The organism is Pseudomonas sp. GW821-FHT02H09, assembly GCF_059421425.1.
Genome location: NZ_JBWKVA010000011.1, coordinates 22629 through 44291, shown reverse-complemented (window position 1 = coordinate 44291; position 21663 = coordinate 22629). Strand labels below are relative to the sequence as shown.

Annotated in this window: 22 protein-coding genes and 3 pseudogenes; 13 read left to right on the top strand and 12 right to left on the bottom strand. The window is 58.5% G+C overall.

Annotation, left to right across the window (positions count from 1 at the left end; genetic code table 11):
- Positions 1-145: 145 nt before the first annotated feature.
- Complete coding sequence (locus tag AC07VR_RS16480; RefSeq protein ID WP_495011852.1) at positions 146-337, bottom strand: hypothetical protein; 192 nt, start codon at positions 335-337, stop codon at positions 146-148.
- A 276-nt stretch (positions 338-613) separates the two neighbouring features.
- Here AC07VR_RS16480 and AC07VR_RS16475 point away from each other — a divergent pair, with 276 nt between their 5' ends.
- The 3 genes and pseudogenes from AC07VR_RS16475 to AC07VR_RS16465 all read left to right on the top strand — a co-directional run.
- Positions 614-1117: a VOC family protein gene (locus tag AC07VR_RS16475; RefSeq protein ID WP_495011851.1), complete on the top strand. Its 504-nt coding sequence runs from the start codon at positions 614-616 to the stop codon at positions 1115-1117.
- A 37-nt stretch (positions 1118-1154) separates the two neighbouring features.
- Entirely contained in the window at positions 1155-1988 is an 834-nt protein-coding gene (locus AC07VR_RS16470) for an AraC family transcriptional regulator (protein ID WP_495011850.1), read from the top strand.
- Positions 1989-2015: 27 nt separating this feature from the next.
- Positions 2016-2174: pseudogene (locus AC07VR_RS16465) on the top strand (adenosine-specific kinase); the annotation flags it as partial.
- 86 nt (positions 2175-2260) lie between these two features.
- Here AC07VR_RS16465 and AC07VR_RS16460 read toward each other — a convergent pair.
- The 4 genes and pseudogenes from AC07VR_RS16460 to AC07VR_RS16445 form a co-directional block, all read right to left on the bottom strand.
- A complete protein-coding gene (locus AC07VR_RS16460) occupies positions 2261-2881 on the bottom strand; it encodes a LysE family translocator (protein WP_494991434.1) in 621 nt (206 codons plus the stop codon).
- 209 nt (positions 2882-3090) lie between these two features.
- A complete protein-coding gene (locus AC07VR_RS16455) occupies positions 3091-3513 on the bottom strand; it encodes a DUF2000 domain-containing protein (protein WP_494991433.1) in 423 nt (140 codons plus the stop codon).
- A 14-nt stretch (positions 3514-3527) separates the two neighbouring features.
- Positions 3528-3749, bottom strand: coding sequence for a hypothetical protein (locus AC07VR_RS16450; RefSeq protein WP_495011849.1), 222 nt, complete (start codon positions 3747-3749; stop codon positions 3528-3530).
- 58 nt (positions 3750-3807) lie between these two features.
- Positions 3808-3885, bottom strand: a pseudogene (locus tag AC07VR_RS16445) (LysE family translocator); the annotation flags it as partial.
- Between the two features lie 557 nt (positions 3886-4442).
- Here AC07VR_RS16445 and AC07VR_RS16440 point away from each other — a divergent pair.
- The 7 genes from AC07VR_RS16440 (at position 4443) to AC07VR_RS16410 (ending at position 10362) form a co-directional block, all read left to right on the top strand.
- Positions 4443-4856, top strand: coding sequence for a hypothetical protein (locus AC07VR_RS16440; RefSeq protein WP_495011848.1), 414 nt, complete (start codon positions 4443-4445; stop codon positions 4854-4856).
- Between the two features lie 501 nt (positions 4857-5357).
- Positions 5358-5978 carry a LysE family translocator gene (locus tag AC07VR_RS16435; RefSeq protein WP_495011847.1) on the top strand — a complete coding sequence of 207 codons (621 nt, stop codon included), beginning with the start codon at positions 5358-5360 and terminating at the stop codon, positions 5976-5978.
- A gap of 34 nt (positions 5979-6012) precedes the next feature.
- A complete protein-coding gene (locus AC07VR_RS16430; protein WP_494991429.1) occupies positions 6013-7053 on the top strand; it encodes a DMT family transporter in 1041 nt (346 codons plus the stop codon).
- 80 nt (positions 7054-7133) lie between these two features.
- Positions 7134-8216: a bifunctional transcriptional activator/DNA repair enzyme AdaA gene (locus AC07VR_RS16425; protein ID WP_495011846.1), complete on the top strand. Its 1083-nt coding sequence runs from the start codon at positions 7134-7136 to the stop codon at positions 8214-8216.
- 60 nt (positions 8217-8276) lie between these two features.
- Complete coding sequence (locus AC07VR_RS16420; protein ID WP_495011845.1) at positions 8277-9089, top strand: isocitrate lyase/PEP mutase family protein; 813 nt, start codon at positions 8277-8279, stop codon at positions 9087-9089.
- A 5-nt stretch (positions 9090-9094) separates the two neighbouring features.
- Positions 9095-9712 (top strand): DNA-3-methyladenine glycosylase family protein, encoded by a 618-nt coding sequence (locus AC07VR_RS16415; RefSeq protein ID WP_494991426.1) that lies wholly within the window; start codon positions 9095-9097, stop codon positions 9710-9712.
- A 161-nt stretch (positions 9713-9873) separates the two neighbouring features.
- Complete coding sequence (locus AC07VR_RS16410; RefSeq protein WP_495011844.1) at positions 9874-10362, top strand: GFA family protein; 489 nt, start codon at positions 9874-9876, stop codon at positions 10360-10362.
- Positions 10363-10518: 156 nt separating this feature from the next.
- Here the strand turns inward: AC07VR_RS16410 and AC07VR_RS16405 are convergent, their stop codons facing one another.
- The 5 genes and pseudogenes from AC07VR_RS16405 to AC07VR_RS16385 form a co-directional block, all read right to left on the bottom strand.
- Positions 10519-13596, bottom strand: a complete 3078-nt coding sequence (locus AC07VR_RS16405) for an efflux RND transporter permease subunit (protein ID WP_495011843.1) — start codon at positions 13594-13596, stop codon at positions 10519-10521.
- Positions 13593-14795, bottom strand: coding sequence for an efflux RND transporter periplasmic adaptor subunit (locus tag AC07VR_RS16400; RefSeq protein ID WP_495011842.1), 1203 nt, complete (start codon positions 14793-14795; stop codon positions 13593-13595). Before AC07VR_RS16400 ends, AC07VR_RS16405 begins: the two co-directional genes overlap by 4 nt.
- Positions 14792-16156 (bottom strand): efflux transporter outer membrane subunit, encoded by a 1365-nt coding sequence (locus AC07VR_RS16395; protein WP_495011841.1) that lies wholly within the window; start codon positions 16154-16156, stop codon positions 14792-14794. The genes AC07VR_RS16400 and AC07VR_RS16395 overlap by 4 nt, the downstream gene beginning before the upstream one ends.
- A gap of 258 nt (positions 16157-16414) precedes the next feature.
- A pseudogene (miaE, locus tag AC07VR_RS16390) lies at positions 16415-16774 on the bottom strand (tRNA isopentenyl-2-thiomethyl-A-37 hydroxylase MiaE); the annotation flags it as partial.
- An 89-nt stretch (positions 16775-16863) separates the two neighbouring features.
- On the bottom strand, positions 16864-17820 hold the full coding sequence (locus AC07VR_RS16385; protein WP_495011940.1) for a LysR family transcriptional regulator: 957 nt from the start codon (positions 17818-17820) through the stop codon (positions 16864-16866).
- A gap of 194 nt (positions 17821-18014) precedes the next feature.
- Here AC07VR_RS16385 and AC07VR_RS16380 point away from each other — a divergent pair, with 194 nt between their 5' ends.
- Both AC07VR_RS16380 and AC07VR_RS16375 read left to right on the top strand, forming a co-directional pair.
- Positions 18015-18647, top strand: a complete 633-nt coding sequence (locus tag AC07VR_RS16380) for a glutathione S-transferase family protein (RefSeq protein ID WP_495011840.1) — start codon at positions 18015-18017, stop codon at positions 18645-18647.
- Between the two features lie 121 nt (positions 18648-18768).
- Entirely contained in the window at positions 18769-19134 is a 366-nt protein-coding gene (locus AC07VR_RS16375) for a nuclear transport factor 2 family protein (RefSeq protein WP_493060885.1), read from the top strand.
- Positions 19135-19284: 150 nt separating this feature from the next.
- Here the strand turns inward: AC07VR_RS16375 and AC07VR_RS16370 are convergent, their stop codons facing one another.
- Positions 19285-19893, bottom strand: coding sequence for a MiaE family protein (locus AC07VR_RS16370; protein WP_489072876.1), 609 nt, complete (start codon positions 19891-19893; stop codon positions 19285-19287).
- Positions 19894-20120: 227 nt separating this feature from the next.
- On the opposite strand from AC07VR_RS16370, the gene AC07VR_RS16365 reads away from it, so the two are divergent.
- A complete protein-coding gene (locus tag AC07VR_RS16365; RefSeq protein WP_494991420.1) occupies positions 20121-20984 on the top strand; it encodes a universal stress protein in 864 nt (287 codons plus the stop codon).
- 57 nt (positions 20985-21041) lie between these two features.
- Here AC07VR_RS16365 and AC07VR_RS16360 read toward each other — a convergent pair whose 3' ends face one another.
- Positions 21042-21512: a DUF1289 domain-containing protein gene (locus AC07VR_RS16360; RefSeq protein ID WP_494991419.1), complete on the bottom strand. Its 471-nt coding sequence runs from the start codon at positions 21510-21512 to the stop codon at positions 21042-21044.
- Positions 21513-21663 lie beyond the last annotated feature (151 nt).

Below are 21663 nucleotides of genomic sequence, written 5' to 3'. Positions count from 1 at the left end.
GCTGTGGCCGACCCGGTCTACGCGCGCATTGGGTTATCCATAGAGCTAAGCGCACTTTGCCAAGCGGTTCATTTTCAGCGACCACCGGTCACGAAAAAGGGCCGCTTCTTTCGAAGCCGCCCTTTGCTGACACCCATCAATTTCCTTATAGCCGTGGCCCGAACAAAATCCCTGTGTAACGCATAAGAAACAGCATGGACACCAGCGTCACGATCCCGAGTTGACCTTCGTAACCATAGGCACCAATGACGCCGGTGCACAGCAGGACCACACCGAGCCCAAGGACCTTGCTCGATAGGTGCAGGACATTCTGAGGGGAGCTGAAGAATTCAAACACTTGGGCGTACTCCTGAAATGGTTCAGTTGTACTGTTGACCGATCAAGTCCCGCGCCAAGTTTAAATACCATATGTATTAGCCATTTAAGACAACAATAGTCAATATGACCATAAGCATAACTGGTCTTAATGACCATATGCGCAGTCATTAAGACTGCATATTGAAGCATTCTCATTTTCCAGATCAGGACATAATTGTCGATCTACGGCGCGGCCGGACGACTATCGGGGGGCTACGCTGTTATTGCGCCGTGACTACCGAAAAGGAGAACCGCCATGCAACGCATTCAAAAGATCACTCCATGCCTGTGGTTTGACGACCAGGCCGAAGCCGCCGCCGGGTTTTATTGCTCACTCTTCGATCACTCGAAAATCACCGCTATCACTCGCTATGGCAAAGCCGGTTTCGAGCTTCATGGCCGGCCCGAAGGTTCGGTGATGACTGTCAGTTTTGAGCTGGACGGTCAAACCTTTACCGGCCTGAACGGCGGACCGGTGTTCACCTTCAGCGAGGCCATTTCGTTCCAGGTCAACTGCCAGACCCAGGATGAAGTCGACCACTTCTGGAACGCCCTGTCTGAAGGCGGTGACAAACAAGCCCAGCAGTGCGGCTGGCTCAGGGATAAATTTGGCGTTTCCTGGCAGATTGTTCCGACCGTGCTGATGCAGATGATGAAAGATCCCGACACAACAAAATCCCAACGGGCCATGCAAGCCATGTTGCAGATGAAGAAAATCGATATTGCCGCACTCGAGCAAGCCTTTGCCGGTCAGAGCTAATACACTCTATAGCTGGCCTGCCGATGGACGCCCGACGATGACCCATAACCCTGCGAAAGATGCTGACAAGGCGCCACGCTTCTGGCGTGACGAAGCCTTGCCTTTTATCGAAGTCCGCTCCATCGCGGACGGCCGCGAGGTCTGCTACGCCCGACATTCACACGAGCACTTTTCCATCGGTGCAATTACCGCAGGGCAAAGCACCTACATTCATGAGAACAGTCACCTGAGGGTCGGCGCCGGTACCGTAGTGCTGATGAATCCCGGTGATGTCCACGCCTGCAACCCGATCGACGATCAGCCCTGGTCGTATCGCATGTTCTACGTCGACACGCCTTGGCTGACCGATCTTCAGCACACGCTGGGGTTCAGTCCGGAGCTGGACTTTCGGGCTTTCTCCACCACCCATACCACCGACGCCAGCCTGTATGCAGGGCTGAACCGGCTGTATGAGGTACTGATCGACGAACAGGCCGAACCACTGCAAAAACACAACAGCGCAGTGGCGTTTTTCTCTGACTTGCAGCAAAGACTCAACCCCTCCGAACTCCTGGGCCGTGAGATCAACCTCAAGCTCGAACGGGCGGCAGAGTACATCCGGGACAATTGCACGTTGGCGTTGAAGCTCGATGACATCTGTGAGGCTGCGCAGCTATCGGCCTCCTACCTGACCCGCGCCTTCAAGCAGCACTATGGCATGACCCCTCATGCGTTTCTGGTGAATCGGCGTATCCAGTTCGCCCGAGCGCAACTGCGCAGCGGCAAATTGATTGCCGATGTCGCACTGGAAGCCGGGTTTGCCGATCAGGCGCATTTTCAGCGGGCGTTCAAGCAACATCTGGCGGCGACGCCGGGGCAATATCGCGGTTGAGTTCCCCTCATGGCCTCACAAATTCCTTGTGCGACAGCCAATCCAACTGAAGTCATTCTCGCTGAAATAGAGCAAGGACGAGCGATCCTGGGCGTAGTGGATAGCTTCTGCGCCAAGGACATTGAAGGCGACGAAGACATCCTGTGGCGCAAGAACCTGTTGCGACAGATCGGTTACAAGCTGTGAGTTGAAGAGCCGGCAATGAGTGGCGCCGTGACCGCGCCGCAAGCGGAACACTCCGATGCAGGGCGCAGCCACGGCCACTGAGGGCCTCAACGAATCAGCATCGCCGCGGCAGCCGCTACCATGATCGCCGCCGCGCCGCGGAACAGCCGCTGTTGCGCTCGCAAGCTCGACAGCAGGTGCCGGATGCGCACCGCGCCGACAATGAACAGCGCGCCAACGCCCAGCAGAACGAGAATGGTCAGTGGCACCAGCATCAGCCCCCAGGTCTGCAACGAGACCGTCTCAAGGTTGATCACCAGCGGCAACAACGCCAGATAAAAGGCGATGGTCTTCGGGTTGCCCAGGGTAATGGTCAGACCGGATATCGCCGCCGACAGCAGCTCCTTCTTCTTCACCTGCTTGCCGACTTCGATAGCCTGATGGTTGGCGAACCAAAACTGCCAGGCCAGATAGCACAGGTACAGCGCCGCCGCCCAGCGTACCAGCTGGAACAACGCATTGAAGTGCTCGGCGATCATCGCCAGACCAAAGACCGCAAATGACAGGTAGGTCAGATCGCCGAGAATCAACCCAAACAGCAGACAAAAGCCCGACAACGCGCCACCGCTGACGCTGCGCGCCACCAGCGCCGCCATGCCGGGGCCGGGAATGGCGGCCGCGATGCCCAGCGCTGCCGAATAGGTAAGTACTTGTGTCAAATCGAGCATGTCGCTTTCCTCAGGTAATTTATTATTGTATTGCTCGATGATTTCCGCTTCCGGCAAGCAAGGTTATCAACGGCTTCAACAGGATGCAGCGACCCACTGCCTGACGACTTCCCGGGAAAAAACCAGATCCTGCATAGCTAATCCGACCGGCTTGAAGATCGTCACGCCCTGGTTCAGGCTTGAATAAAGCGCACACTACAACCTCCTTGTCATTTAAACAGCGAAAGATTACCGGTCAACTTACTGATTTTTTTCTGTGGCCCGATCAAGCCAATGGCAACCAATTCTATGGCTGAACTATCGGCCTCGGAGATACGCGTCTCATACTCCTGATAAGTTTTGCAGGATTGCGCCAGCGCGCTGAATGGCATGGTATGGATTTCATCATCCGCCAGCGCTTTCTCTTGAAGCGCCTGCAAATACTCATTGGTGGATAGCAAAATCGGCAACGGTGCGTAGATGACTCCGGGGTAATTAACATTGTCACGGCTTTGCATGTCAGGTCCGACCAGACCTTCTACCGAACGCCCCAGGCTGACGCCGATGACGCTGACGGCATTGGCCGCATGTCCCAGCCCCAGTGCTTTGTCGACTACAATTACGCATTTGTGAACGGCAGCATCGAAATTCATTGAATCCTCCACAACTAACAATAAATCTTCAGTTCTTTGAGCTTTGTCACACTGAAGTCAGCCCAACCATCGAGCAGCCCGGCAAACTTTGTAGTGTCACTACCGATGTCGATATCAACTACTTGCCAACAGGCAATTTTTTGCCACTTCAACACACCCTGCAGATGGTTGGGTTGAATCAGAAACGCAGAGAGTGTCTCTTGAGTTTCAAACAACCCCATTACCACAAAATTCATAGTCTGTTTGCGCCGACTTACATTCCTGCCGCAAGCCCAGCCCAATATTTCGTTGATATAAGGCGAAGATATTGACCGGTCCAGGGTTAATCGAGGAGGCCAGGGCAAATGCGGCCATGGAGATAATCAAACTCATCACGTACCTTCTTCAAGCCAGTTGGGTAATTCCAGCACTCAGGATAAAGAGCGCTCCCATGCCTGTATTGAAGAAAAATGCCCCCCTAGGGAGTGCGGTATGAACGGGTCGTCTGCTGACCTTTCCCGGGATGATCGCTCCCGCCGTTTCTTCATCCGTCAATGACACAACATGGCTGGCAGTCAAAACACGACGCAAACATTACCAATGTCGAGCAAACCGGCCTCAAGTATCAGGTTAGTGTCAATGGCATAACGCGCAGCGCGTTGGTCACCGGGTGTCAGCGTTGCTATAGCGCGCTGTACGCCCATTGGCTGTATGGATCTTCACACCAGCGGGTGACTGCCAGGCAGCAGGTCGAGCAATAGACATCCTGTCTTCTCCCAATGGCGCCACCTCCGGGATGAGGCAGACGCTCGCTATCAGCATGGTTTTTTTACAATGGATGGGGAGGCGTAAGCCTTGCCGGGGTATCAGCAGTCGATCCAGCAGTTGGCCTGTGATTTGCTCCCTCTCCCATCGGGCTTCCTATCCTGGGAGTCAAGTTGGAGGTCAATATGCTTATCACAAAGCCTTTATTGGCATTAGCTATCGGCGCAATCTTATCGACATCAACCGTCCTGGTACCTGACACAATTTCTGGATTTTCGAGTGCCTATGCCAGGGAGGGTGGCAGCGGCCATGGTGATGGGGGCGGCGCAGGCCACAGTGGTGGAAGTGGTAGCGGGCATGGCGATGGTCATGCCGGCGAAGGCCACTCAGGGAGTTCGGCTTCTGGCCGCGATGGAAGTCATGCCGAACCTGGCGATGACCACGGCATTCACGCAGCCGGCGAGCTTGGAGATGACCACGGTGTTCACGCAGCAGGCGAGCTTGGGGATGACCACGGTGTTCACGCAGCAGGCGAGCCTGGGGATGATCGGGGCGTTCATGTAGGCGGTGAGCCAGGAGATGACAAGAGCGGGACCTGAAAGGCTGCATTGACTGACAACCTATAAAGTCTTGGGGGCAGGCTTTATAGGTTTTCTTTTGAATGAAAGAAGACAAACACCCAGGAACAAGACAATCCCCTTGCCCCCGTTTACGGGGCAGATCCCCCAATCCTGGTCTCGTTTTGGCGATATCGCCACCCTGAAAAAGAGGCTGATTGTTCCCCGACACATCACATACACTCTCTGCATCTGCGGGTGACACCTGAATCCAAGGCACAATGCAGCCACACTGCCTAATGCCTGTCAGTTAAGGAATTTCAGGTTCAGCACTGCCCCCCGTAGCAGCTGCCGAAGGCTGCGTCCGGCGGCGAAGCCGTCGCAAATCCTGCTTCCACGATTTGCCTGGAATACCGCAGTGACTGTTTTACGACTGCTGCGCAGCCGGACGCAGGCTTCGCCAGCTGCCACTGTCCGCGTAATGTCTTGACTGACTGGCATTAGCCACACTGCCTGAAATAAAAATATCCCATGGAGCCCATCATGGATCTCGCAACACTCACCTTATTTCTTCCCGCCTGTTTCGCTTTGAACATGGCCCCCGGTCCGAACAACCTGCTCTCGGTGAGCAACTCGACCCGCTACGGCTATCGCACCTCCTGCGTCGCCGGGGTGGGTCGCCTGCTGGCCTTTGCCGGAATGATCGCCCTCGCCTCGGCCGGTTTGGCCGTGGTGCTGCAGACCTCGGAACTGTTGTTCTACGGGATCAAGATTCTGGGCGCGGCCTATCTGTTTTACCTGGCGCTGCAGTTGTGGCGCGCCAATCCTGAAACTGAAACCGAGGCGGTGAAAGCGCCGGTCGGCGTGCTGGCTCTGGCGCGGCAAGAGTTTTTGGTGGCTGCCGGCAATCCAAAGGCGATCCTGATTTTCACCGCCTTCCTGCCGCAGTTCGTCGACTCGACACAAGCGGTCACACCGCAGTTCGCTGTGCTCGGTGCGTTGTTCCTGTGCCTGGAATGGATCGCCATCAGCGCCTACGCCTACATGGGCTTGCACATGCGCCGCTGGTTTGCCGAGCCACGCGGCAAGCGGATGTTCAACCGCTGCTGTGCCGGGTTGTTGTCGGGTGCTGCTTCGGTGTTGCTGATGGCCCGCCGGGCTTGAGAAATTCCAGCGTTAGACTCGGAGTAGCAGTTGAATGAACATCAGCATTTTCTACGCACTGGCGGCCGCCGCACTATTTGGTGCGAGTACACCACTCGCCAAACTGTTAGGCCTGAATCTCTCCCCGATCCTGCTCGCCGGCCTCCTGTACCTGGGTAGCGGAATTGGTCTGACAGTCGTCAGGTTTATCCGCGACCGCCGTTGGCAAAAAACCGGTCTTACGCCGTCAGAATGGCCGTGGCTTATCGGTGCGATCGCTTTTGGTGGTGTTCTTGGCCCGATCGCACTGATGTTTGGTTTAACCCGAACATCAGCCTCGACAGCGTCACTCATGCTTAATCTGGAAGCCGTACTGACAGCGTTACTGGCGTGGGTCGTTTTCAAAGAGAATGCTGATCGCCGGATCGTGGCGGGTATGCTCGCCATCGTTGCCGGAGGCCTCGTCCTGGCGTGGCCGCAGAGTACAACCCGGTCTTATGAGTGGCTTGGGCCATTGGCTGTCGCTTTGGCCTGTGCTTGCTGGGCTATCGATAACAATCTGACGCGCAAGGTTTCAGCCTCGGATGCTCTTTTTACTGCTGGTATCAAAGGCTTGATCGCCGGTCTGGTGAACTGTTCTCTGGCACTTTTCCTGGGGGCTCAACTTCCAGATTTTTCCGTGCTTGGCCCTACGCTCATCGTTGGATTTCTGGGCTACGGCATCAGCCTGGTGCTGTTCGTTCTGGCGCTTCGAGGGCTTGGCACCGCACGCACCGGCGCGTACTTCTCTACGGCACCGTTTCTGGGCGCAGCCATTTCGATTTTGATGTTGGGCGAGCCTGTGTCCTTCACGTTCTGGGCGGCGGCCTTGTTGATGGGCACAGGTGTCTGGATTCATCTCACCGAAAGCCATGCCCACGATCACCAACACGACCCGCTCACGCACGAACACCGTCATGTTCACGACGAGCACCATCAACACGAGCATTCGTTTGAATGGGATGGAACGCAGCCCCACAGCCACGTACACGACCATGCGCCGATCCGCCACAGCCATCCGCACTTTCCAGACATTCATCACCGGCACAAGCACTGAGGTCACGCTCAAGCAAAAGCCGGAATTCGCTGTCGATTTTCCGGTGGAGGCTCAGCGCCGGTCACTCTAGACTCGTGTCCATGAACCTAAAAAACACCCTACTCCCGCCCCATACCGAGATGGTTCGCGCCATGCTCGAACGAGACACCGCCTATGAGGGGGTGTTCTTTACCGCGGTCAAAACCACCGGCATCTTTTGTCGCCCGACCTGCACAGCGCGCAAGCCGAAGCCGGAAAACGTCGAGTTCTTCGCCCATGTCGACGAGGCGATGTCGGCGGGCTATCGCGCTTGCCTGCGTTGCAAGCCGCTGGACGCCGCGGCCATCGCACCGGACTGGGTGCAAAAGCTGCTCTCGGCGGTGGATACCGACCCCGACCAGCGCTGGACCGATGCCCAGTTACTGGCCGAGGGCATCGAGCCGCTGAAGCTGCGGCGTTGGTTCAAACAGCATTTTGGCATGACCTTCCATGCCTGGCTGCGCACCCGGCGCCTCGGCATGGCGTTAGGCGGCATCAAACAGGGCAATTCCATTGATAACGTCGCGTTCGACTCGGGTTACGAATCTCTGAGCGGTTTCCGCGACGCATTTCAAAAGTCCTTCCATATCACCCCCGGCCGCGCCGCCAACAGCGAGCCACTGCTGTTCACCCGCCTGACCACACCGCTGGGGCCGATGATCGCCATGGCCGAGCGCCGTGGGCTGGTGCTCCTGGAATTCCTCGATCGACCCGCGTTGACCCGGGAGGTAGAAGCACTACAAAACCGCTACAGCTATGCCGTGGCGCCAGGGCACAACGCCTACTTGCGACAAATCGAAAATGAACTGGCGCAGTATTTCGCAGGCAAGCTGACCGAGTTCAAGGTCCCGCTGCATTTGCCGGGCAGCGATTTCGCCAGGCAGGTCTGGGCCGAACTGACGAAAATCCCCTATGGCGAGACCAGCACCTACGGCACCATCGCCGCGTTGCTGGGCAAACCCGGCGCCAGTCGTGCCGTGGGCCTGGCAAACGGGCATAACCGTCTCTCGATTGTCGTGCCCTGCCACCGGGTGATCGGTGCAGATGGCTCGTTGACAGGCTATGGTGGAGGACAACCGCGCAAGGCGTTTTTGCTTAGACTGGAAAAGGCCAAGGTGCAGGTCATTCAACAACTCGCGTTCTGATCGCTCCCCGTTTATTTCAACCCCGTCTATATCAACAAAGTCATAAGGGAAGGACATCCGATGGACACGCTCGACAATCAATTTCACCAGCTGCACCACGAGGGTTTGCTGATCCTCACCAACGTCGCCGATGCCGCCGGGGCGCGGCTGGTGGAGCAATTGGGCAGCAAAGCCATTGCCACCAGCAGCGCGGCTGTGGCATGGGTTCATGGCTATCCGGATGGCAACACCCTGCCCCTCGAACGCCTGGTGTCGACCGTCGAGTCCATTGCCCGAGTGATTTGCGTGCCGTTGACCGTGGACATCGAGGCCGGTTATTCCGATGACCTGGCACGGGTTGCCGATGTGATCGATGCGGTGATCGCCGCCGGGGCCGTCGGGATCAACATCGAAGATGGCGCCTCACCGCCCGAACTGTTGGCGCGCAAGATCGAGATCGCTCGTCAGGTTGCCAGGCGCCGCGATGTGAAGCTGTTCATCAATGCGCGCACCGACGTCTACCTCAAGGGTCTGGTGCCCGCCGAAGATCGCGTCGCAGAAACGCTCAAGCGTGCGGCGTTGTATCAAGCCGCTGGCGCCGATGGATTGTTCGCCGCAGGCGTGACCGCGGAGTACGAAATTGCGGCGCTCTGCCAGGGCACCACGCTACCGGTGAACGTACTCGGATTACCCGGCCTGCCGTCGCCAGACGAGCTCAAAACCCTCGGCGTACGCCGCTTGAGTGCAGGATCGGGCATCGCCGAGTTTCTTTACGGCGCCATGGCCGGGTTGGCTAAAAGCTTTCTGCAAACCGGCAAGCTCGACAGCAGCCACCTGAAGGCCTTCACCTATGGCGAAGTGAACGCCCTGCTCAAACCCTCCGGGAAAGCCTGATCGCGATGCTCGATCCCTATCTGCCCGCGACCGAGTTTCTGTCGTCCATCGATGACGACTGGCGGCGCCACATTGCCGCCATCGGCCCTTGCCTGCATCAGCCCCATCCGGCGCGCGATCCTTATGAGTCGCTGGTGCGGGCGATTGCCTACCAGCAACTGCATGCCAAGGCCGGGGATGCGATTGTCGGGAGGTTGCTGGCGTTGTTTCCCTCGGGCGCGTTTCCGAGGCCTGAGCAGATTATTGCAACCGGGATTGACCAGATACGCAGTTGCGGGTTTTCGGCCAGCAAGATCGCGACCATTCAGGGGATTGCTGAGGCGGCGTTGAGTGGTGTGGTGCCGGATTACGCCACGGCATTGACCATGGACGATGAGACATTGATCGAGCGGTTGATTACCTTGCGCGGGGTTGGACGCTGGACGGTTGAGATGCTGCTGATTTACAGCCTGGAACGGCCGGATATTTTGCCGGCCGATGATTTTGGCGTGCGCGAGGGGTATCGGCGGTTGAAGGGGCTGGAGGTGCAGCCGACGCGCAAGCAGATGATCGAGATGGGGTTGTGGTGGAGTCCGTATCGGACGACGGCGGCCTGGTATTTGTGGCGGGTGCCGAACAAATGAAAGCGACGAAGGTCGCATAACCGCTGATCGGAAACTGCTGTGTCCCCGTAAGATCTGACAGTAGCCACAACTGGCAACCGGCGACGCGATTCTGGTGCCGGTCGAAGGGTGCTGAAGGTCTAGGCTGTCCTAAGTACGTCCAAGAACAGCCGGAGATTCCCATGCAGCTCGAAGGTTCCTGTCATTGCGGTGCGGTCACGTTCAGCCTGAGCAGTGCACACCCCTACCCTTACCAGCGCTGCTATTGCTCGATCTGTCGCAAGACTCAGGGGGGTGGCGGTTATGCGATCAATCTGGGCGGTGACGCCAACAGCCTGAAAGTCCGCGGCCGCAAAAACGTCGCGATCTATCACGCCCGACTCAAGGATGAAGGTGATCGCCGCGCCCACAGCAGCACCGCCGAGCGTCACTTCTGCAAGCTCTGCGGTAGTGCGCTGTGGCTGTTCAGCCCGCAGTGGCCGGAGCTGATCCACCCGTTTGCCTCGGCCATCGACACACCGCTGCCGGTGCCGCCGGAACATACGCATCTGATGCTTGGCTCAAAAGCCGATTGGGTTGAAGTCCAGGCGCACCCCGGCGACCAGCAGTTCGAGGTCTACCCGCAAGAATCCATCGCCCAGTGGCATGAGCGGCTTGGTTTGAACCGATAAGCCGTTGCGTTTGAAATAGATGGCTTTTTGTAGGAGCAGCCGCTCGACGCTCGATTGGTCCGGGCGGCGTTCCGACGATGGCGATCTCGAGGACGCCATCGCCGGCAAGCCGTGCTCCTACAGGCTCTGCGCCCTCACCACATCCTTTGTGAACCTTTAACTCTTGACCAGCGAGTGCTCGACCTCGCTACGACGGCGAAAACGATCGAACCAGAGGTAGACCACCGGGGTGGTGTACAACGTCAGCAGTTGTGACACCGCCAGCCCGCCGACGATGGCAATCCCCAACGGTTGTCGCAATTCGGAGCCGGCGCCATGACCAAAAGCCAGCGGTACCGCTCCCAGCAAGGCAGCCAGAGAAGTCATCAGAATCGGACGCAGCCGTAACAGACAACCTTCGCGCACAGCATCGCGGGGACTCATCCCTTGCTGCTCGGCAGCCAGGCTGAAATCGACGATCATGATGGCGTTTTTCTTGACGATCCCGATCAACAAAATGATCCCGATCATGCCCAGGACTGAAAGATCCTGACCGCAGATGATCAATGCCAGCAAGGCGCCGAAGCCTGCCGAGGGTAACGTGGAGATGATCGTCAACGGATGGATGGCGCTTTCGTACAGCACACCCAGGACGATGTAGACCGTCAGAATCGCGGCCAACACCAGCCACGGCTGCGACTTGATGGAATCCTGAAACGCTTGGGCGGTTCCCTGAAAGCTCCCACGGACGCTATCCGGCAATCCGACATCCAGCGAGGCCTGCTGAATTGCCGCGACGGCGTTGCTCAGGGCTTGACCCGGCGCCAGGTCGAACGACAGCGTGATGGCCGGGAATACCCCCTGATGGTTGATCACGATCGGCGCCAGCTCGTTCTTGACGCTGGCCAACAGGTTCAACGGCACCCTATCGCCGGCGGCTGAACGAACGTACAGATGCGCAAGCGTATCGAGCGACAACTGCCAGCGCGGATCGAGTTCAAGAATCACATGATTCTGATCGAGCTGGGTGAACATGGTGGCAATCTGTCGCTGCCCGAACGCATCGTAAAGCACGTCATCGATAGCCTGGACGGTGACACCCAGCCGTGCCGCCGTGGGGCGGTCGATCACCAGTGTCGCCTGGGGTGCGGCGTGCTGCTGATCGGAGGTGACATGCTGCAACTGTGGCAGCGTCTTGAACTTCGCCAACAGAACCGCGCTCCAGTGGTCCAGCTCAAGGCTGTTCGGGTCCTGGAGGGTATATTGATACTGGGTCTTGCTCGCCCGCCCACCGATCTGAATGTCCTGGTTGGCCTGCATGAACAGCTTGATAGCAGGCACTGCATCAAGCTGCGGTTGCAGTCGGGCGATCACTTGCTGGGCGCTGGCAGTACGTTCACTGAAGGGCTTGAGGTTGATCATCACCTTGCCCTGGCTGATCGTCGGGTTGGGTCCGATCCAGAAATAGACCTTGGCCACTGCCGGGTCCTGACCGATGATATCGGTCAGGCGCGCGACGTCCTCGCGCATTGCCTGCGACGAAATATCCGGCGCCGCCTCGGCGACGCCCTGAATCAGCCCGGTGTCCTGCTGTGGGAAAAAGCCTTTGGGGATGTAGACATACAGCGCAGCCGTCGCCACCAGTGTCGCCAGCGCGACTGCCAGGGTCAGGCGCTGATGCTCCAGTACCCAATCCAGACTGCGTCGGTAACCCTCATGCAAGCGTGTGAACCCCGCTTCACAGGCCTGCGCGAATCGCCCGGGGCGGTCCTCGGCGTGGGGTTTCAAGAGCCACGCGCAGAGCATTGGCGTCACCGTAAGCGAAACGATGCAGGACATGACAATCGCCACGCTGACCGTGACCGCGAACTCGCGCATCAGGCGTCCGACGATCCCTCCCATCAACAAAATCGGCAGGAATACCGCGATCAGCGAAACCGTCATAGAGACGATGGTGAAACCGACTTCACGCAAGCCATCGACCGCCGACTGCAGGCGTGACTTGCCCATTTCCAGGTGACGCACGATGTTTTCCATCACCACGATGGCGTCGTCGACCACGAATCCCACCGCGATCGCCAACCCCATGATCGACAGGTTATCCAGGCTATAACCCAGCAAGTACATCACCGCAAAGGTCGCCACCAGTGACAGAGGTATGGTCAGGCTCGGGATCAGGGTCGCGGTGGCTTTGCGCAGAAACACAAAGATCACTACCACGACCAGCGCGATGGATAGCAACAACGTGAACTGCACGTCATGCACCGACGCTTCAATCGTCTGCGTGCGATCGCCCACCACCTGAACCTGAACGTCACGGGGCAACGATGCCGTCAACGACGGCAGACGCGCCTTGATCGTTGCAATGGTCGCCAGCACGTTGAAACCCGGCTGTTTATGGATGTCGACAATGATCGTCGGCTCCCCGCCGATGGCCGCCGCCTGCTGGGTATCTTCGGCACCATCGATCACCCGGCCAAGGTCGCCCAGTTTGATCGGCATCCCGCTCTTGTAGGCAACCACCTGGTCGCGATAGCCCTGCGGGTCGAGCAACTGGTCGGTGGTGTTGAGGGTCACGTTACGGCTGGCACCGTCCAGGCTCCCTTTGGGCTGGTCGAGCGTACTCAGACCGATGACGCTACGCACGTCCTCCAGTGTCAAGCCGCGGGCTGCCAGGGCATCCGGGTCGATCTGAATGCGCACAGCGGGTTTCTGTTCACCATGAAAGTCCACCAGACCAACGCCCGGCACCTGCGATAACTGCTGAGCCAGGTAATTGTCGGCATAGCGATCCAGTTCGTGCAGCGTGCGAGTCGGTGACGTCAGCGCCAACGAAAGCACGGTGAACTCGGCCGGGTTGACCTTGTTGAAGGTCGGCGCACTGGTCATGCTTTTGGGCAGGCTGGCGCTGGCGGTATTGATCGCCGACTGGACATCCTGGGCGGCGCCGTCAATGTTGCGGGACAAATCGAACTGCAGCACGATCTGGGTTTTCCCCGAGGCGCTGGACGAGGTCATGGATGTGACTTGAGGGACTGCCGAGAAAGCACGCTCCAATGGTGTCGCCACCGAAGTCGCCATAGTCTCGGCACTCGCGCCGGAGAGTTTTGCGGTGACCTGAATCGTCGGGAAATCCACGGTCGGCAGCGGCGCTACGGGTAACTGAAAATACGCGAAGCTTCCCAGCAGCATCACCCCCAACGCCAGCAAGCCCAAACCGACACGTCGCTGGATCAAACCGGACAAGGCTTTCATCGCCCACCCTCCACGCCGTTGCTGGAGGCAATCGATACGGACGTATCGACTTGCGCAGGATCAGCCTGAACCGCAGACACCTTGACTCCCGGTGCGATACGCGACTGCCCTTGAACCACGACCGTTTCACCCGGTTCCAGCCCTGCACGAATCCATTGCTGGCCATCGACCACGGCCGCCGCCTGGACTTGTCGCGGCGCTACTCGCTGATCAGCGTTGACCACATAAACAAAACTGCCCTTCTGTCCTAACTGGACCGCGTTGGCTGGAACCACGGTTGCCTTGCGCTGGGTATTGAGCAACAGGCGGGCGTTGACCAACTGCCCGGGCCAAAGCTTGTTATCGGCATTGTCGAATTGGGCTTTGAGCTGAATCTGGCCGGTGGCGGCAGCGACCTGACTATCAATGAAGCTCAGGTGCCCGCTGGCAATCTGTTGCCGACCATCACGGCTCATGGCAACCACCTGCAAGGGCTGGCGCGCAGTCTCTTCAAGGATTTCGGACAGCTCATCCTGGGACACGGCAAAGGCCACCGAGATCGGGTCCATTTGAGTGATGGTCACCAACCCCGTCGCGTCCGTGCCATGAACAATCGAGCCGACGTCCAGCAGACGCTGGCCGGTGCGCCCGGTCAGCGGTGCGAGGATCTGGGTGAATCCCAGTTGCAGACGCGCATTCTCCAGCGCGGCCTGATCCGCCTGTACGCTGGCTTGCTGCGCGGCCAGCTGCGCCCGATAGGTATCGACATCCTGGGTCGGACCGGCCTTGGCCGCAGCCAGTTTACTGGCCCGATCCAGGCTGACGCGCAGATTGGCCAGTTGCGCCTGATCTTTGGCGACCACGGCCTGGGCCTGCGCCAACTGAGCGTGATAGACCCGCGGATCGATCTGCGCCAGTTGGCTGCCAGCAGTCACCATCTGGCCCTCATTGAAGAGCACCTTCTGCAACTCGCCATCGGCCCTTACCCGCACATTCACCGTGTTGAGCGGCTGGACGTTGCCGATCGCATCCAGCCAGATGGGCAAATCTTGTTGGCGGGCCTGCTGCATGACCACCGGCACCGCACTGTCCGCCGGTTTGGCGGGTTCGGCGGATGCGCGCCATGGGGTGCTGATCACCCACCCGGCGCCCAGCAGGATGATGAGCAGTCCGGCATGGCGCCAGCGGCGAAAAGGAGGCGAAACGAGTGGGACGTTCATGGGCGTGTGGCCTGAAGAGCTGAAGAAGACGGAGTGGGCATGGTGTTAGACGAGATGGCGGCAGCCGTGAAATCACCGCCCAGTGCGCGAAACAGACCGACTGCGGCCTGCAAATGCTGCAGGCGCACCTGCAGCAAGGTGTCTTCGGCCTGGTACTGGGTACGCTCCACGACCAACAGCGTCTGGAAGTCGGTCGAGCCCAGACGGTAACGAACCTGCGCCAGCCTCGCGGCCTCACGGGCCGAGGCCACTGCAGCGCGGTTCAGCTCATAGGCTTGATCCAGTTCATGGGCAGCACTCAACTGCGTCTCGACATCCTGCAAGGCTTCGATCACCGACTCCCGATAGCTGGCCGTCAATTCCTGGACATGAGCCTGATCGAAGTGCAATTGGCCGTTCAGTTGGCCACCCATGAACACCGGTTGGGCCAGTGTGCCGACCACGCTCCAGATCCGCCCTCCAGCCAGGGTGTCGAGGCCGCCCATCAGATCCAGCGATAGATTGGGTAAAAAGGCAGCTCGCGCCACACCGACATCAAAATTGGCCGATTTCAGGCGTGCCTCGGCCGACTGGATATCCGGCCGCTGGCGCAGCAGGCCGATCGGCAATCCAAGCGTAGGCTTTGGTACGTCGAACCGGTCCAGGCCGGTCTGAGACACGGTGAATCCTTGTGGCGCAGCGCCGACCAGCACCGCCAATTGATACAGCGCCTGATCGCGTTGCTGGCGCAGGGCCGGCACCGCGGCCTGAAAGGTTTGTCGGGCATTGCGTTGCTGCTCGACCTCAAGGTTGGAAACCGCGCCTTGGCTGGCTTGCACCTGGACCAACTCAAGCACTTGTTGCGCGTCGTCAGCGATCGACTGAGCCAGACGCAGCCGCTCTTCGAGCGAGAGCACCTGGAAATAGCTGTCGGCAATCGACGCTCCCAAGGTCATGCGCAAGGTCTGCGCATCGAAAGCGCTCGCTTGCGCCAGTGTCTGGGCTGCGTCAGCCGTTGCCCGGTGCTTGCCCCAGAAGTCCACCTCATAGGACGCCTGGGCAAACACGCTGCGTGTCTGGCTCGTCGAGCTACCGTTCTGCCGCTGATAGCTGCCGCCCAAAGCCACTGCCGGGTATTGCGCGGCACCCGCCACCTGGGCCGAAGCACGGGCTTCATCGATTCGGCTGAGAGCCGCTTGCAGGGTGTAATTGTGATCCAGACCGCGGGCGATCAGAGCGTCGAGCTCCGGACTGTGAAACTCTGTCCACCACTGCCCGCCCGCTGCCGGTGCGCTGGAAGCCGCGCCGGCCCACGCCGGCGCAACTGCCAATGCGGGTTGATGATAGGTCGGCACCAGCGAGCAACCACTCAACAACAGCATGCCCAGGAGCGTCAGCCGTTTAGAAAGTCGAAGCGAGGCTGAGGACGGTCTGAAAGACGAAGGTAACGTAACGACGGGCATCTACTGATCATCTCCGGCAAAGCCTGTGTGGCTTGGCCACCACGAATGGCGCGAAGATAACAATGGGCACCTAGCAGAGCGTTCCCCTGAACCTAAACATTAGTTTAGTTAAGCCCACCGGGGTCTTCGAAGCTGTTCCCCCTGCCTATGAATTATTTGACAGGTTTGCCCGAAAAATCAGGCTACCGAAGAGAGCGCTGGAATCGCGCTGCGAAAGCGGAACTCGGTATCCGATGACTCGATGAGCACCCGCTCGGTCGCCCTGACCTTCTCGATCACCTGGGCAATGTCCTTGGCGTCCCCGTACTGGTGAGCCAGTTTCAGATATCCCTGGAAATGCCGGGCCTCGCTTTTCAGCAGACCGAAGTAGAACTTGCCCAGTTCTTCATCCAGATGCGGCACCAGCGCTTCGAAGCGTTCGCAACTTCGAGCCTCGATAAAGGCACCGACCACCAGGGTATCCACCAGTTTGACCGGTTCGGGGTTGCGCACTACTTTGCGCAACCCCGAGGCATAGCAGCTTGCGGAGAGCTGGCGTCCCCATTTTTGCATGTATGGCGACGTTGGCGAGGTGCGCTATTGCCCCGAGCGCTGCCGGAGCGGGCCATTCACTCCCCCCGCCATCTTCACCGTCTGCGCCGGTTTGATGGCTTCTGTTCCAGGACCGTCTCGGCTCTCCATTGCGCCGCGGCGAGTCTGGAGGTAAAGAACTCTGCCAAGGCGCTAACTTTCGCTGGCCGTGCACGAGCCGTGGGTGTGACGAAATAAAGACCCCCTTCAGGCAAACGCCAATCGGTCAACAGCGGCTCGAGCTGCTTATCGCGCAAATACTGTGTCGCGATGAACTCGGGGATCTCCGTGATGGCCAGTCCGGCAAGGACGGTAGGTAATAATGCCTCCACGCTCGTTGCCCGCAACCCGCCGGCGGGCACAACAGTGCATTCCTCAGCGCTCTTTGTGTGCGTAAAGCGCCAGATGTCATGCCTATTTCTGTTGATGTAACTCAGGCACCGGTGAGCACCCAACTCGCTCGGGTGTTGCGGGCGACCGTAGTGGGACAGATAGTCAGGGGACGCCACCACGAACCGGCGCACCGGTGCAATGAGACGGGCAACGAGTGACGAATCCTCCATGACCGCGATACGCAGGGCGGCGTCAAAGCCCTCGCCAATCAAGTCAGCTTGCGCGTCCGCGGAATGGAGATCGATGGAAATGTCTGGATAGGTCCGAAAGAACTCGGGCAGCAACGGGGCGACCCAGCGCGCCCCAAAGGAAAGCGGTACCGCGAGCTTTACGAGACCACGTGGTCGACTCGATGTCTCACGTGCGAAATCCTCGGCGTCCTCAGCCTCCGCGTAGATCCTTGCCGCTCGATCGGCGAGCGAGCGGCCATAGTCCGTGAGCGCAAGTCGTCGGGAGGTGCGGTTGAACAATCGACCTCCCAACCGCTCTTCAAGGCGGGTAACGGCCCGCGAGACCGTCGCGACCGAGACACCCATGGCTGTCGCCGCCGCCGCAAATGAACCTTCTTCGGCGACCTTCCCGAACATCGCGAGTCCTTCGAAATCTGGCAGCTTCGACATGACATTCCTGCAACGATGGTTTTCATTCATTTCTATTTCGAAAAATAGCGCATGGCCATAGATTTGTCTCACCCAACTTCCTCCGACGTAGCTTGCATCGCGGGTACGGAGCTCTTCGTCGATGGAGGGCAGGCCCAAGTCTGACGACTGGCCTGGGCGGCTGGTTCGTCAATTGAATGAAAGAGGATATGACCATGCTTGAAGTGTTTGCCTTTGCCACGCCCAACAGCCTCAAGGTCTCCATCGCGCTGGAAGAGTTGGGGCTGGACTACCGGCTCGTCCCCGTCAATTTGCGTCAGGGGGAACAGAAGAGCGAAGCCTTCCGAGCCTTGAATCCCAACGCCAAAGTGCCCGTGCTTATTGACCGCTCCTCCGAGCCAGGCGTCGACGATGTGGTGCTCGGCGAGTCCGCCGCTATCCTGGTCTACCTTGCAGAGAAAACCGGGCAACTGCTTGCGAATGATGGCATTCATCGCGGCAAGGTATTCGAACAACTCTTCTTCCACGCGTCCGGCCTGAGTCCCGCGTTCCTGCAGGCGTTCCTGGTCAACCTGCAGTCCTCACCGCAAGCTGAGGCCCAAGCGCGTGCTTTATCGGAAGTAGATCGAGTTCTGGGGGTGCTCAACCACAACCTTGAGCAGAGTCCTTATGTGGCTGGTGAGACGTACAGCATTGCGGACATCGCACATTTTGGGTGGGTGTGGCGTCACCAGGCAATCGGCGCCTCTCTCGCCCAGTTCCCGTTCGTGACTCGCTGGTACGAAGAAGTCTCGGCGCGGCCCGCAGTCGTTACGGCCATCAAGAAGACCTTGGCGCTTGCTCAATAACGCAACGCCCACTCTCTCAACCCCCTGGGGCAAAGCGGCCGCCTGAGGGCGCCGGATGCGAGAGAGGTCCACGCCATACGCCCGGAATCGGCTCAACAGTCAATGACTGAGGAAAAGAATCATGAATGCTCGCATCAATGAACTGCTGCTTCGCAACCTTCAGGAGGTCTTTGGTGAAGGTGACGCGTCCCGTCGTCGTGAGGCCATCATGGAGCTCTACACAGAGGATTGCATGATCTACGTGCCTCCAGGTGTGTTTGTCGGGCACGACGCGCTGGACAAACTTGCCGGAGATCTTCGCGCGATGCACCCGCACTTCGTGTACACGCCACACAGTAAACCGCAGGCGCTCCACAATGCCGGTCGCCTGGCATGGGGCTCTGGTCCGCGCGGCGAGTCACCCGACTACACGGGTTGGGATGTGATCATCGTTCGCGATGGGAAGATAGCGGCGCTCTATGTCTTTCTCGATAGCGATCCCACCTGAAACAACCGAGCGCTCTCGCTTGGCTGCACTGGGTCGGCGAGCGAGAGTACTCCCTCGGGGTGCGTTCAATGCAAAAATTAAAAAGCCCCGCAGACCTTAATCTGCGGGGCTTTTCTATATATGGCGGACAGATCATGATTCAAAACTACGTCACGTCAGCGTCGGGATACCACTATGGAATCTGAATTCGCTATCCGGGCTGTCAATCAAGCCAGCCTCAACCGTCCTGACCTTTTCGATTACACGATCCACGTCAGCGGCATCCCCGTACTGATACGCAAGCTTTAGATAGCCTTGGAAGTGCCGTGCTTCGCTTTTAAGCAAGCCGAAGTAGAATCGCCCCAACTCATCGTCCAAATGCGGCACCAGCGCTTCGAAGCGCTCACAGCTACGGGCCTCGATAATGGCTCCCACCACCAACGTATCAACGAGCTTCACTGGCTCATGGCTTCGTACAACAGCTCTTAGCCCAGAGGCATACCGACTAGCCGACAGCGGGCGCCATTCGATTTTACGCTTTTTCATTAGCCGCAAAACCTGTTCGTGATGCACAAGCTCTTCACGGGCCAGCCGAGACATCATGATCACCAGATCAGAGTAAGCACCGTACTTGGCAATCATGCTCAGAGCAGTGCTAGCGGCCTTGAACTCACAATTCTTGTGGTCGATCAGCAGGGTTTCCTGATCCGCCAGCGCGGCCTGGACCCAACCGTCCGGGGTGCGGCAACCCAAAAACTCGTGAATTTCCGGAAAAATCATAGGGACACTTCCGTACGTTCAGGAGCGTGGCAAGGCAGGAGGGCAGCGACTTCAAGGATCGGTAACATGAGGCTCACGAAAGAAAGGTTCACAGCGAAGGGCGCTGATTATACCGGCCGGGCCGCAGACCACCAGTCGGCCGACTTGATGTGCGTCAACATCACAGTCAGCGCACAGCAACTATAGTTGTGCAACGTAGCGTCTATCACCTTCTGGAGATCCCGATCATGCAAGCCATTCGCAGCATCCTGGTGGTCATTGAGCCCGAGCATTCGGAAAGTCTCGCACTCAAACGCGCCAAGCTGATCGCCGGAGTGACCCAGGCGCACCTGCATTTGCTGGTCTGCGACAAGAAGCATGAGCACTCGGCGCTCCTGAGCGTGCTCAAGAGCAGCCTGTTGAGCGAAGGCTACAGCGTCACCACCGAACAGGCGTGGAATGAAAGCCTGCACGAAACCATTATCGACGTGCAGCAGGCCGAAGGCTGCGGCCTGGTGGTCAAGCAGCATTACCCCGACAACCCGCTGAAAAAGGCCCTGCTCACCCCGGCGGACTGGAAACTGCTGCGCTATTGCCCGACTCCGGTGTTACTGGTCAAGACCTCCACCCCCTGGACTGGCGGAACCATTCTGGCGGCCATCGACGTCGGCAATACCGATGGCGAACACCGCAACCTGCACGCCAGCATCGTCGATCACGGCTTTGACATCGCCAGCCTGGCCAAGGCGCAGTTGCATGTCATCAGCGCCCATCCGTCACCGATGCTGTCGGCGGCCGATCCAGTGTTTCAGCTCAAGGAAACCATCGAAGCCCGCTACCGCGAGCAGTGCAAGGCGTTTCAGGCCGAGTTCGACATTGATGACGACCATTTGCATATCGAAGAAGGCCCGGCAGACGTATTGATTCCACACTTTGCCCACAAGTTGCAGGCATCGGTCACGGTCATCGGTACCGTGGCGCGTACCGGATTGTCAGGTGCATTGATTGGCAATACCGCGGAAGTGGTGCTCGACTCGCTGGAAAGCGACGTACTGGTGCTCAAGCCGGACCAGATCATGGACCACCTGGAGGAAGTGGCGTTGAAGCATTGAGGTGATGATCACCTGTGGCGAGGGAGTGGCCGCTCCCTCGCCACTAGGTTTCAGCAATCAGGAACCGAAGGCATCCCTGAGAAAGCCCGGCGCGATGTAACGCTGATAATGAGCTTCAGACAGCAGGAAAAACTCCCGATCAATGGCATCACGCAGCTGCGGCAGGCTCCAGCCGCGAAACTCGGGCATTAACACCATGCCGTAGGCGTCCAGTTGGCTGATGACCCGCGCGCCACGGGCAATCAACTGATAGGCCCAGCAATATTCGGACTGATGGGGCACGAAGCGGATTTTTCGCTGCTCCAGCTGCTGACGCAGCCGTTTGGGGTCGAAAATTTCCAGTTTGCCGGCCATCACCTGCACCAGCAGCTGCTCCAGACGCAGCCAGACCGCACGTTTTTCTTCCTCGTTGTAGCCGTTCCAGTGAATCACTTCATGGTGGAAACGCTTGCAGCCACGGCATACCAGATCACCGTAAACAGTGGAGCAGAGGCCGACGCAGGGGGTCTTGATGGTCTGATTGGGCATAGGTAAGCAGAACGTGAGAAGCAAAACAGGTCGGCATGTTAGCCCTTTGTCTAACATTCATCACCCCTCAAAGTTCAGAGGCTAACTTACCTTAAAATTTTTTTTGCCGTAGAATCAGCCAGCCTTTTAAGGCGCCAATGTCCGTTAGAAG